Here is a 13,300-nt window from a genome sequence, read left to right as displayed (position 1 = left end):
AATATTTAAATACTGATTATGAGAAAACTAGGATTATTGGCCCTCATACTATTTGGTTATTCTGCCTATGCACAAGGACCAAATTTGGACAAGGACTACAAAGCCATTGAGGACAAGGTTATAGAATGGAGAAGGGAAATCCATCAAAATCCAGAATTGGGCAACCGGGAATTTAAAACTGCAGAAAAAATTGCAAAGCATTTAAAGGCACTGGGCATTGAAGTACAAACTGGTGTTGCCCATACCGGAGTAGTCGGTATTTTAAAGGGAGATTTGCCAGGAAAGGTAGTTGCCTTAAGGGCAGATATAGATGCCTTGCCCGTTACGGAAAGGAACGACCTACCTTATAAGTCTAATGTAACCTCTGAATTCATGGGCGAAAAAGTGGGTGTTATGCACGCTTGTGGCCATGATACCCATACGGCTATCTTAATGGGCGTAGCGGAGGTTATGTCCAAGAACAAGGATAAGATCAAAGGAACCGTAAAGTTTATTTTCCAACCTGCGGAGGAAGGTCCGCCGCCAGGTGAGGAAGGTGGTGCACTATTAATGGTAAAGGTAGGTGTTATGGACAATCCTAAAGTAGATGCCATATTTGGTTTGCACATTAACTCCCAAACACCCGTAAATACCATTAAATATAAGTCTGGCGGAACAATGGCCGCTGCACAAAGTTTTACGATAAAGGTTATGGGCAAGCAATCTCACGGCTCCCAGCCATGGTCAGGTGTTGACCCTATTTTGATCAGTGCCAAAATTATTGATGGCTTACAGACCATCATCAGTAGAGAAACCGACCTTACCAATGAAGCCGCCGTTATTACGGTTGGCAAAATAAAAAGTGGTGTACGCTTTAATATCATACCAGAATCAGCTGAAATGATAGGTACGATCAGAACCTTGGACTATGATATGAAAGATAAATTGAACAAGCGTATGGTTGAAATGGTTAGCACAATAGCCAAAGCATATGGTGGTGAAGCTACCTGTGAAATAAAAGATGCTACCGATATTACTTATAACAACCCTGAATTGGTAGAACAAATGCTACCTACCATTAAACGCGTTGCGGGAGAACCCAATGTAAGCATACAAAAGGCAGTTACCGGTGCAGAAGATTTTTCCTATTTTCAGCGAGAGGCTCCAGGGTTTTTCTTTTTTCTTGGAGGATTGACTCCCGGTAATACGAAATCTTACCCACACCATACTCCAGATTTTTTGATAGATGATAGTGGGTTATTATTAGGCGTACGTACACTGACGGAAATGAGTTTAGATTATTTAAATAGTGACAAAACCCCGCGTTTGGACATAAAACCAAAAGGATAATATTGATGCGTAATTTGATAAACTATATTCCAAGTCTACCCTGGTGGACTTGGATTTTTTTGTTTCTTTTCATCGTTGCTATTTGGGATATCTTTATTCAAAAGCGACATACCATAAAACATAATTTTCCCATAGTAGGCCATCTAAGGTATTGGTTAGAAAGTATTGGTCCGGAAATGCGCCAGTATTTTGTAGCGAACAACAGGGAAGAACTACCGTTCAACAGAATTGAAAGAGGTTGGATCTATGCCTCTGCAAAAAAGGAGAACAATTATGAAGGTTTTGGTTCTGACCGCGACCTTTATGCACATCAACATATTTTTATTAAAAATAGAATGATGGCCTTTTCAGTGCCCAATGGTCACCCAAATGCATTAGAACCAACTTTTATTCCTTGCGCTAAGGTAATGGGACTATACAACAAACGTAAAAAACCGTTTAGGCCAGCAAGCGTGGTCAATGTATCGGCCATGAGTTTTGGCTCTCTATCCGCAGCGGCAGTAGAGGCTATGAACAAAGGGGTCAAAAAAGCAGGTGCTTACCACAATACGGGTGAAGGCGGTTTGTCTCCCTATCATAAACATGGAGGTGATATTGTTTTCCATTTTGGTACCGGTTACTTTGGGGTTAGGACGCCAGATGGTAATTTCTATATGGAGAAGATGAAAAAGTTGGTTACGGACAATCCTTGCATTAAAGCTATTGAAATTAAGCTGTCCCAAGGGGCAAAGCCCGGAAAAGGCGGTGTGCTACCCGGTGCAAAAATTACTCCTGAACTTGCTGAAATAAGAGGTGTTGAAGTAGGTAAGGATGTGCTCTCCCCTGCTACCCACAAAGCTTTTTCAACCGTTGAAGAACTGTTGGCATTAATAGAGGCCATTGCAAACGAAACAGGATTACCCGTAGGGATCAAAGGGGCCATAGGAAAATTGGATCAATGGGAAGAACTTGCGGATTTAATGATAAAAACCGGTAAGGGACCCGACTTTATTACCGTAGATGGTGGCGAAGGTGGAACGGGTGCCGCACCACCTTCATTTGCAGACCATGTTTCCCTACCATGGGTATATGGTTTCTCCAGTCTTTATAAAGTATTTTTGAATAGAAGCCTGACCGATAGAATTGTATTCATAGGATCAGGTAAACTAGGCTTTCCCGCCAAAGCGGCCATGGCATTTTCCATGGGAGTTGACTGCATTAATGTGGCACGAGAGGCAATGATGAGCATTGGCTGCATTCAAGCACAGGTATGTCATACCAACAGATGCCCTACAGGAATTGCCACACAAAGCAAATGGTTGCAGAAAGGAATAGATGTTCCCCTTAAATCTGACCGATTGGCACAATATTTCAACACGTTTCGAAAAGAATTGTTAGAAATAACACATGCGGCAGGCTATGAACATCCTAGCCAATTTACAATGGACGATGTACAGGTAAACGTTGATGACAACGATCTTAATAGAAGTCTGGCATCTACCTATGGATATAATAAAGCCAAAGTAGCCTTTACAAGTGTTCAGGAATTAAAAGACTGTTCGTATCTTGGCGGCAAATTTGAAGACAAAACAATAAAAGCATAATACAGATGATGAAACTATATGTAGGTTCACTACTTTTTTTGGTTGGTCTAAGCAACCTACAAGCCCAAAAAAAAAGTGACCTAATAGCACAAAACCAAGAACTAAAATTTCAGCTAGATTCCATAAAAAGAATTGTGAACACTGCACAGCGCAATGAAAAATTAGGATTGTTAAGAGCAGAGGAAATGCAAGTTCAAGTAAAGGAACTACAGGATGCGAATGCCACCCTTATGAAAAATCTGAACAGTTTTGCCACCCTTTCCAGTCAAAACTCGGAAAACATTACTAAAACCTTGGCCACCTTAAAAAGAAAAGAGGAACAGATTAAAGGTATTGTTGACGGCATTGCAAGTAATGACTCTACCGCAATCATGGTACTAACCCATGCAAAACAGACCTTAGGCGAAAATGCCAATGTAAATGTTGCCAATGGAACAGTTATCATTTCAGAAAAATTGGATTTTTTCTTTGTGGACGGATTAGGAAACAAAGTCTCTACGGAAGCAAGTGCCTGGCTAGAAAATATTGCCAATCTCATTAAAGCCAATCCTAAGAGCATGATAACCGTTGCTAGCATGAATATTACAGGAGAATTAGACCTTGCCCTACAACAGGCAACATCAGTAGCAAGTATTCTAATAAAGGATTATGGTGTTCAAGGTGATCGTATAAACACAGTTGGTGCGGATGGTAATTTACGGGAAGCCATACAGATTAAATTTCAACCGGATTACAAGGCATTTTATGATATGGCAAAGGGAGATGTAAAAAATTAATCACTTGCATTTCATCGATTAGCCTTTATACTAATTGAACATATTCACCGTTTAATAGGGGTATTAAATTTAAATAACACTAAAAATGACCTCAGACCAAATATTTCAACTTTTTGCTTATCTATTGCCTTCAGTAGTAACAGGTGCCATTGCATTTTATTTCTTTAGGATGCATACCAATAACGAGGAAGGCAGAAGGCGTTTTCTGCTTCATAAAGATTCACAAAAAGATACATTACCTGTTAGGCTGCAGGCATATGAAAGAATGGCCCTGTTTTTAGAACGCATTTCCATACCTAACCTAGTAGTTCGTGTTGCCCCACATTCCAAGGATAAAGCCGCTTATGAAAGTTTATTGATAAAAAGTATAGAAACGGAATTTGATCATAATCTTTCTCAGCAGATCTATATGACAGATGAATGTTGGAACATTATAAAGGCCGCTAAAAGTGCCACTATTCAAATGATACGTAAAGCGGCAATGAGCGAAACGGATTCTGCCCATAAATTAAGGGAGGATATTTTAAATGAAACTATGGAAAAATCCTCTCCATCTGCAACTGCACTTTCATTCGTTAAAAAGGAAATCAATGATTTATGGTAATTGCCCAAAGCGGCAATTGTTCATTTTTCCTTAAACCAATTACTCATTGACATTTGGCTCAATGGGGTTGGTTTCCTCATTTTTGTTCTTGGCGTACAAATATCCCCTTTTCCACCATAAGGTCATTTTTTGCTTGTCGAAAATTAGGGAATTGGTCGTTAGAATTGTAGGCGTATAATAAAGGTTAATAATGGCATTTTTTTGATTGGCCACCAATTTTCCAATTCTGATATTTTGGTTTTCTATACGATCAAGGATAAAGCTCATCATCGTCGTTATCAACTCAAACGGATTTCTAGAGGCTACGCGGTTTAAATAATTTACCTCTGTATGCAACACCACCACATCTACCTCTGTGGCCCCTCTTTTAATTGCCTCCTCTATAGGGACAATACTACCAAGCCCCCCATCTGCATATTCACATCCATTTTTACGCACCAAGCTCATAAAGGGTGTGTAATTGGCCGAAATCCATATCCAATCACAATATTCATCGTATGTACAATCCTTTATAGACTTATATTCCACTTGGTTCAAAGAAAGGTTAGATACGGTAATGACCACATCCTTAGGGCCATTTTTTAGGGTATCAAATTCTTCTACGGTAAGACTTTTTCTAATGAGTTTTCGTAAGTTTTCACTTTCGCCAAACGTTTTTTTCCCCTTTAAAAAATTTCCCAAAACCTTCCAGTGGTTTATAGAAATTTCTTCATTGCCATGTATTTTCTTTATTAAGAATGGGCAATTATTAAATATACTTTGTTGATTGACATTGGAATATATATCCTTAATCTTTTCTAATTTTCCTAGTGCTAGATGGGATATTAAAAGACTACCGGTAGAAGTACCTACAAATAGGTCATAAGTCTTACCCCCTTCTTGTATTAGGTATTGTGCCACGCCACCAGCAAAAGCCCCTTTACTACCACCACCAGAAATTACTAAAGCCCTCATGCTATTTGATTTTTTTCTTAAGGTACTGCAAATCCTTTGTATCCATCCTCATTGATAAAGAATCTATTCTTTGTCGTTGATCTTCATCCCGTAATTCCTCATCAAGCATTCTTCTTGCAAATGTCTTAAATTGCCAAGAATGATGATTGGTGGCCTTTATTAAATTTTCCAAAGCTTCCCCTTCCAAAACTTTTAAATTGGACAGATACATAAATGCATTTTGCCTTACCTCTGTATTGTAACGGGAAGAAGTATAACTTTTAAGCTCTTTTAAATAACCGGATTTTTTAACCAAATTATAACTTGGTGTAACCATTGCCAAAGCTAACCAAAGCGTACGTATATTTTTACTTGGCAAACCAATTTCATCTTTGAGTATATTTAAATATTTACTCCTTTCCTCAGGAAACTCAACCCATAATTTATAAAAGACAGTTTCTTTAGTCACATAACTATCGTCCGTTAACATAGATTCGAACAAAGGTTTTAAAGTTTTAAAGATAGGGTCTCGTGAAATGGCCAAATATTGTCTGGGCATTATTTCCTTTGCCTGCAACAATTCACTTAAAGTAGTATCACTGATTTTGGAATGAAAATCTAAAATAAACTGTTTTTTTAAATGAACTGAAGTAGAATCGTTCCAGAATGAAGTCATTATGGAATCTTTATAATATGTTTCTGTTGTACCAATTGCATCCGCTATAGCTTGATATCTCTGTATTGAGGCACTGTTTTCATATAAATAAGCCATGGCTTTTTCATACGGAAAGTCAGTATTAACCAGCCATTCCTCTTTGAAGGAATTTAAATTTTGTCCACTTACAGCCTCCATTTCCTTTAAAAAATCCGTAACGGTAGCGTTACTAAAACTATACTTTTTCAAATAGGAAGCTATACCCTGCCTAAAAGCCTGGTCTCCCAACTGTTCCCTTAAAATCAACAATGCCCAAGCGCCCTTTTCATAAAAGGTTAAACTATCTGCATTAGGATCAAGTAATGATTGCCCATTGCCATCTTCTGACTGATTTTTTAACGTGGCAGCCGTATCGTAATACTTCCAATAAAATTTATCCTCCCCAAAAATGGACCGTTCGGCCAAATAAGCGTAGTAGGTAGCAAAACCTTCCTGAAGCCAATGGTGGTTACCACTTTCTTCCGTAACCAAATTACCGAACCACTGGTGCGCAAGCTCATGGGCATTGACATTTACATAATTTCTATCTTTAAAGGCCACACTATCTATCAAATAACTATCAGAAAATAATGTTGCACCCGTATTTTCCATTCCTGCATATAGAAAATCATGTACGGGAACCTGTTTATAGTTTTGCCAAGGGTAGTCAAATTCTATTTCTTTTTCCAAGAAATCAAATATCCTTTTAGTATATCTATATGTGGGTTCTACTTTTAATTCCTCTTGAGGGTAATAATAATTCTCTATAGGAATACCGCTCTCTGACCTTAATACTTGTTTTTTGTACTTACCAATTGCAAAAGCGATCAAGTAGCTACTCATTGGTCTCTCCATATCAAAGCTCCATGCCAATTTACCGTCAATGGGAGTCTTATCTACCAATAAACCATTCGCAATAACTTCGTTGTTTTTAAAATATATTATTTTAAGGTCAACCTCTACCTTCTCGTTCATATCGTCAAAAGAAGGTAACCAATGACTGGTATATTTTCCCTGTCCCTGTGTCCATATTTGTTCATTACCACTTATGGCATCATTGAATCCAACAAAATATAAGGCTTGTACGGGCTGAGCTACATAGTCTAGTTCTACATGATGCTCCCCGTTCTTTTTAGGGGCCCTAAATCCAATTTTTTTACCATTATTGAACACTTGCCGCTTACGACCATTAAGCCTAAATTCAATGATATTGATGTTTACACCATCAATAAATATAGAATCTGTTTCCGAATGTTGAAGAAAAGTATAACGGACCTTTCCTTGTATTTCCATAGCTAGCGTATCTGGACTAATGGTTGCGGAAATCCTAACAAAATCCACATTCCTGTTCTGGGCATTACCCAAAGCAAAAGTGAAAATCAAGAAAAGAAAAACAACAGGTTTCATAATGTAAATATATTTGGCTTTAGCTATATAAAAAAATGTAATACAAAAGACCTTTTCAGCAAAAATGCATAGCTACTTGTACTTAAACGTGTTTAGATCTAAATTCGTGTTATGAACAACAGTTTTCTGCAAACGCCAATAGTATATTTAAAGGGGGTTGGCCCCAATAGGGCAGAAATTTTGGCTTCAGAAATTGGCGTATCCACATACCAAGACCTTTTAAACCTTTTCCCCAACAGATATATTGATAAGACCCAATATTATAAAATTGGTCAATTACAACGTAGCAATGCAGATGTGCAGATAATTGGCAAAATCGTTCATATAAAAACCGTAGAGCAAAAAAAGGGTTCTAGATTGGTTGCGCGCTTTATAGATGAGACCGGTGAAATGGAACTGGTTTGGTTTAGGGGACAAAAATGGATTCGCGAAAATCTTAAGTTGAACATACCCTATGTCATCTTTGGGAAATGTAATTGGTATAACGGTACTTTTTCTATGGCCCATCCGGAAATGGAGCCTTTAAAGGAACATCAACAAGGTACTAAAGTGTATATGCAGCCTGTATATCCTTCCACAGAAAAATTAAGCAACAAGGGTATTACAAATAAGGTTGTCAGTAAACTCATGCAGCAACTGTTTATGGAAATTGGTGGTAGATTCTCCGAAAGCCTGTCCAACAAACTGTTAGATGAGCTTAAATTATTGCCCAAACCAGAAGCAATGTTCAATATCCATTTTCCTAAAAGTCAAGACCTTTTGGCCAAGGCACAGTTTAGGCTAAAATTTGAGGAACTCTTCTATATCCAATTACAGTTGATCGGAAAAAATGTTTCACGTAAAAAGAAAATTAAAGGATTTCCCTTTCATGAAGTCGGTGAATATTTTAATGATTTCTACACCAATAAATTACCTTTTGAACTAACCGGAGCACAGAAACGGGTAATCAAGGAAATTCGGGCAGACCTTGGCAGTAATGCCCAAATGAATAGATTATTACAGGGCGATGTGGGCTCAGGAAAGACTATTGTAGCGGTAATGACCATGCTTTTGGCCATTGATAACGGATTTCAAGCCTGTTTAATGGCACCTACCGAAATTTTGGCCAATCAACATTTTCAAGGCATTTCAGAGTTATTGAAAGGAACCGAAATTACATGTTCCCTACTTACGGGATCGGTTAAAAAGTCCGCTAGAAAACCTATTCATGAGCAACTTGAAAATGGGGAACTGAACATTCTTATAGGTACCCATGCACTCTTGGAAGATAAGGTAAGGTATAAAAACCTGGGTATGGCCATAATTGACGAACAACACCGTTTTGGCGTTGCCCAACGTTCCAAACTCTGGCATAAAAATGAATTTCCGCCACACATTTTAGTCATGACAGCTACACCAATACCAAGAACATTGGCCATGAGTTTATACGGCGATTTGGATATTTCCGTCATTGACGAACTGCCTCCTGGCCGTAAACCTATCAAAACCGTTCATCGTTATGATGGCAACAGGTTAAAGGTATTCCGCTTTATACGGGATGAAATTGACAAAGGACGTCAGGTTTATGTAGTATATCCATTAATACAAGAATCCGAAGCAATGGATTATAAAGATCTTATGGATGGCTATGAAAGTATTGTGCGCGATTTTCCACAACCAAAATATCAGATAAGCATTGTACACGGGCAAATGAAACCGGCGGACAAGGATTATGAGATGGAACGTTTTGTAAAAGGTGAGACACAAATTATGGTGGCAACGACCGTTATAGAAGTTGGGGTCAACGTACCTAATGCATCTGTTATGATCATTGAGAGCGCAGAGCGTTTTGGTCTATCACAGTTACACCAATTACGTGGTCGTGTAGGGCGAGGTGCCGATCAAAGTTATTGTATCCTAATGACCGGACATAAGTTATCCAATGATTCCAAAACCCGATTGGAAACAATGGTGGCCACCAATGATGGGTTTGAAATTGCAGAAGTAGATCTTAAACTCCGTGGTCCGGGTGATATTATGGGCACCCAACAAAGCGGACTGCTAAACCTAAAGATTGCGGATATCGTAAAAGATAATGACATCCTTAAAACCGCACGTTACTATGCGCTTCAATTATTAAAGGAAGACCCTACGCTAAGTAAACCTGAAAATCTAATTATCAGACATATGTACGCCCAATTGGTAAAGCATAAAAATATCTGGACATATATCAGTTAGTTTTATTCTTAACACTTTTACCGTTGAACATCGTAATTTAGGATGGTGTTAATTTCCAAAAAACCCTTGGTTTTAATAGATTTGTGCACTTAGATTATATAGAATATGAGCGCAACAAAAACATTATTTGATAAAGTGTGGGATTCCCACGTAGTACATAAAATACAAGATGGTCCAGATGTGCTGTTCATTGACAGACATATGGTACATGAAGTAACCAGCCCGGTTGCTTTTCTAGGCATTAAGAACAGAAACATTCCCGTAATGCACCCAGAGAAAACGTTTGCAACGGCTGACCATAATACACCTACGATCAACCAACATCTACCTGTTGCAGATCCACTTTCTGCAAACCAATTAAAAATGTTGGAGGAAAATGCCAATGAATATGGTATTTCCTATTGGGGATTGGGGCATGCAAAAAATGGTATTGTACACGTTGTAGGACCTGAATATGGTATTACCCAGCCGGGCGCTACCATAGTTTGTGGAGATTCACACACCTCTACCCATGGTGCTTTTGGAGCAATTGCTTTTGGTATTGGTACATCTGAAGTTGAAATGGTATTGGCTACACAGTGTATTATGCAGCCCAAGCCAAAGAGAATGCGTATCAATATCAACGGGAAAATGAGTAAAGGGGTTACACCTAAAGATGTTGCTCTATTCATTATCTCTCAACTGACTACTTCTGGTGCAACAGGATACTTTGTAGAATATGCAGGTGAAATTTTCAGGGAAATGAGTATGGAAGGTCGTATGACCGTTTGTAACCTAAGTATTGAAATGGGTGCCCGTGGCGGTATGATCGCTCCTGACGAAAAAACGTTTGAATATATAAAAGGTCGTGAGTTTACACCAAAAGGTGCGGATTGGGACAAGGCAATGGCCTATTGGGAAACTTTGTATACGGATGAGGATGCTATTTTTGATAAGGAATTGACTTTTGACGGCTCATTGATCGAACCTATGATTACCTACGGTACCAACCCAGGTATGGGAATGGGTATCTCTAACGATATTCCAATGGCAAGTGCTGTACAAGGTGGTGCTACTACCTACCAAAAATCATTGAAATATATGGATTTCAATGAAGGAGACAGCATGATGGGCAAACCAATAGATTTTGTGTTCCTAGGAAGTTGCACCAATGGCCGTATTGAGGATTTTAGGGCTTTTGCCTCTATTGTAAAAGGTAGAAAAAAAGCGAGCAACGTAACCGCTTGGCTTGTACCCGGATCTCATAAAGTAGAAACCGCCATTAAGGAAGAGGGTATATTGGATATTTTGACAGAAGCCGGATTTGAGCTTCGTGAGCCTGGTTGTTCAGCATGTTTGGCTATGAATGATGATAAGGTACCTGCCGGTAAATTGGCAGTAAGTACATCCAACAGAAATTTTGAAGGAAGACAAGGCCCAGGATCAAGAACATTATTGGCAAGTCCTCTAGTTGCAGCAGCAGCGGCCGTAACCGGTAAAGTAACAGACCCTAGGGAATTAATGGAAGAAATGGTTGCAGGTTAACGGTTGTTGGTCAATTGTAGATTTTTACAATACTAAACTAGCTCACCAACAACAAATAACTATCAAAGAAAAATTAAAGAAAATGGCATACGATAAATTCAATATATTGACATCAACGGCAGTACCGTTGCCAATTGAAAATGTAGATACCGATCAAATAATACCGGCAAGATTCTTAAAAGCAACAGAGCGTGTAGGTTTCGGTGATAATCTTTTTAGAGACTGGAGATACAATCAGGACAATACCCTGAAAGAAGATTTTGTTTTAAACCAAAATAAATTCAGCGGAAAAATTTTAGTAGGTGGAAAAAACTTTGGTTCTGGATCCTCTCGTGAGCACGCTGCATGGGCAGTTTATGATTACGGATTTAGATGTGTAGTTTCTAGTTTCTTTGCAGATATTTTCAGAAACAACTGTTTAAATATTGGAGTTTTACCCGTACAGGTAAGCGCAGAGTTTTTACAGAAAATCTTTGACGCCATAGAGGCAGACCCTTCTACCCAAATAGAAATCAATTTGCCAGAACAAAAAATAACATTGTTGCCAACAGGGGAAAGCGAGTCTTTTGACATCAATGACTACAAGAAGAACAATATGTTAAATGGTTTTGATGATATCGATTACCTTTTAAACATTAAAAAGGATATTGAGACCTTTGCAGAAAACACCCCGCTATAATCCAATTTTCATAACGGAACACACTAATGAAAAGAAAATTGGAAATCATGGATACCACCCTAAGGGATGGTGAGCAAACCTCGGGCGTTTCCTTTTCTGCATCGGAAAAATTGACCTTGGCAAAACTTCTATTGGAAGAATTAAAGGTTGATCGTATTGAAATTGCATCTGCACGTGTATCTGATGGTGAGTTGGAAGCCGTACAGAAAATTACGGAATGGGCTGCCACTAGTGGATATCTGGAGCGTGTTGAGGTCCTAACCTTTGTTGATGGTGGCATATCATTGGATTGGATGCAAAAATCTGGCGCAATATCCCAGAATTTGTTGACCAAAGGATCAATGAACCATTTAAAGTATCAATTAAAGAAAACACCTGAAGAACATTTTGCCGAAATTGAGGAAATCTTCAATCAAGCTACGGAAAGAGGTATTATAAACAATATCTACCTAGAGGATTGGAGCAACGGCATGCGCAACTCAAAGAAATATGTATTTCAGTTTTTGGATTTTCTATCCACACAAAACGTAAAAAGAATTCTTTTACCGGATACTTTGGGTATATTGACACATACTGAAACGTATGCGTTTTTAACGGAAATTGTACAAAAATATCCAGATTTACATTTTGATTTTCATGGACATAACGATTATGACCTAGGAGTAGCCAATATTATGGAGGCCGTTAAAGCAGGCTGCCATGGGCTTCACCTTACCGTAAACGGTATGGGTGAACGAGCAGGCAATGCCCCTATGGCAAGTGCCATTGCCGTAATCAACGATTTTTTACCAGAGGTTACCATCAATGTAAATGAAACCTCATTATATAAAGTGAGTAAATTGGTATCTGCCTTCACCGGTTTTACCATACCTGCCAATAAGCCTATTGTGGGCGATAATGTATTTACGCAAACCGCCGGAATTCATGCAGACGGAGACAGTAAAAAGAATTTATACTTTAGCGACCTGATGCCTGAGCGTTTTGGAAGAAAGCGTAAATATGCATTAGGGAAAATGTCCGGTAAGGCAAATATTCAAAAGAATCTACAGGAATTAGGTTTGACCTTGAACAATGAAGAATTAAAAAAGGTTACCGCTAGAATTATTGAATTGGGCGATAAAAAAGAGCGTGTTACCAAAGATGATCTTCCTTTTATCATATCTGATGTGTTGGATACAGCAGATTATAAGCAAAGAGTATTTATAAAATCTTATGTGCTTACCCACGCCAAAGGACTTATGCCCTCCACTACCCTTTCCGTTGAAATTGACGGAAAACTTATTGAGGCACATGCCCAAGGTGATGGACAATATGATGCTTTTATGAATGCTCTTAAAAAAGTATACATTGCAAAAAAAATACCTCTTCCAAAATTAACGGATTACGCAGTAAGAATACCACCTGGAAGTACATCAGATGCATTATGCGAAACAGTGATCACCTGGGAGCTGGACGGGAAGGAATTCACCTCTAGAGGACTGGATTCCGACCAAACGGTGAGTGCAATTAAAGCCACTGAAAAAATGTTGAATATAATTTAATAATAAATAGCTT

Annotated in this window: 10 protein-coding genes; 8 read left to right on the top strand and 2 right to left on the bottom strand. The window is 38.5% G+C overall.

The window, feature by feature from the left end; genetic code table 11:
• Positions 1 to 18 precede the first annotated feature (18 nt).
• From Q2T41_RS17815 to Q2T41_RS17800, 4 genes are all read left to right on the top strand, one after another.
• On the top strand, positions 19 to 1,329 hold the full coding sequence (locus tag Q2T41_RS17815) for an amidohydrolase (protein ID WP_304437177.1): 1,311 nt from the start codon (positions 19 to 21) through the stop codon (positions 1,327 to 1,329).
• Positions 1,330 to 1,334: 5 nt separating this feature from the next.
• Positions 1,335 to 2,912, top strand: coding sequence for an FMN-binding glutamate synthase family protein (locus Q2T41_RS17810; RefSeq protein ID WP_304437176.1), 1,578 nt, complete (start codon positions 1,335 to 1,337; stop codon positions 2,910 to 2,912).
• Between the two features lie 5 nt (positions 2,913 to 2,917).
• Positions 2,918 to 3,688, top strand: coding sequence for a hypothetical protein (locus Q2T41_RS17805; RefSeq protein WP_304437175.1), 771 nt, complete (start codon positions 2,918 to 2,920; stop codon positions 3,686 to 3,688).
• Positions 3,689 to 3,773: 85 nt separating this feature from the next.
• On the top strand, positions 3,774 to 4,292 hold the full coding sequence (locus tag Q2T41_RS17800) for a DUF7935 family protein (protein WP_304437174.1): 519 nt from the start codon (positions 3,774 to 3,776) through the stop codon (positions 4,290 to 4,292).
• Positions 4,293 to 4,331: 39 nt separating this feature from the next.
• Here Q2T41_RS17800 and Q2T41_RS17795 read toward each other — a convergent pair whose 3' ends face one another.
• Positions 4,332 to 5,246, bottom strand: coding sequence for a patatin-like phospholipase family protein (locus Q2T41_RS17795; RefSeq protein WP_304437173.1), 915 nt, complete (start codon positions 5,244 to 5,246; stop codon positions 4,332 to 4,334).
• 1 nt (position 5,247) lies between these two features.
• Positions 5,248 to 7,326: a M1 family metallopeptidase gene (locus tag Q2T41_RS17790; protein WP_304437172.1), complete on the bottom strand. Its 2,079-nt coding sequence runs from the start codon at positions 7,324 to 7,326 to the stop codon at positions 5,248 to 5,250.
• Positions 7,327 to 7,437: 111 nt separating this feature from the next.
• Here Q2T41_RS17790 and recG point away from each other — a divergent pair, with 111 nt between their 5' ends.
• The 4 genes from recG to Q2T41_RS17770 all read left to right on the top strand — a co-directional run bounded on the left by recG (position 7,438) and on the right by Q2T41_RS17770 (position 13,287).
• The gene (gene recG / locus Q2T41_RS17785; RefSeq protein WP_304437171.1) at positions 7,438 to 9,543 is read left to right on the top strand and encodes an ATP-dependent DNA helicase RecG; all 2,106 of its coding nucleotides are present in this window, start codon (positions 7,438 to 7,440) and stop codon (positions 9,541 to 9,543) included.
• A 105-nt stretch (positions 9,544 to 9,648) separates the two neighbouring features.
• Positions 9,649 to 11,067, top strand: coding sequence for a 3-isopropylmalate dehydratase large subunit (leuC, locus tag Q2T41_RS17780; RefSeq protein WP_089261344.1), 1,419 nt, complete (start codon positions 9,649 to 9,651; stop codon positions 11,065 to 11,067).
• An 82-nt stretch (positions 11,068 to 11,149) separates the two neighbouring features.
• On the top strand, positions 11,150 to 11,746 hold the full coding sequence (gene leuD / locus Q2T41_RS17775) for a 3-isopropylmalate dehydratase small subunit (RefSeq protein WP_304437170.1): 597 nt from the start codon (positions 11,150 to 11,152) through the stop codon (positions 11,744 to 11,746).
• Positions 11,747 to 11,772: 26 nt separating this feature from the next.
• Positions 11,773 to 13,287: a hydroxymethylglutaryl-CoA lyase-like TIM-barrel protein gene (locus Q2T41_RS17770; RefSeq protein ID WP_304437169.1), complete on the top strand. Its 1,515-nt coding sequence runs from the start codon at positions 11,773 to 11,775 to the stop codon at positions 13,285 to 13,287.
• The last annotated feature ends 13 nt before the right edge of the window (positions 13,288 to 13,300 follow it).

The organism is Maribacter confluentis, assembly GCF_030505015.1.
Classification (GTDB): domain Bacteria; phylum Bacteroidota; class Bacteroidia; order Flavobacteriales; family Flavobacteriaceae; genus Maribacter; species Maribacter sedimenticola.
Note: the sequence above shows the minus strand (reverse complement) of the source record. Positions and strands in the feature narration are given on the sequence as shown.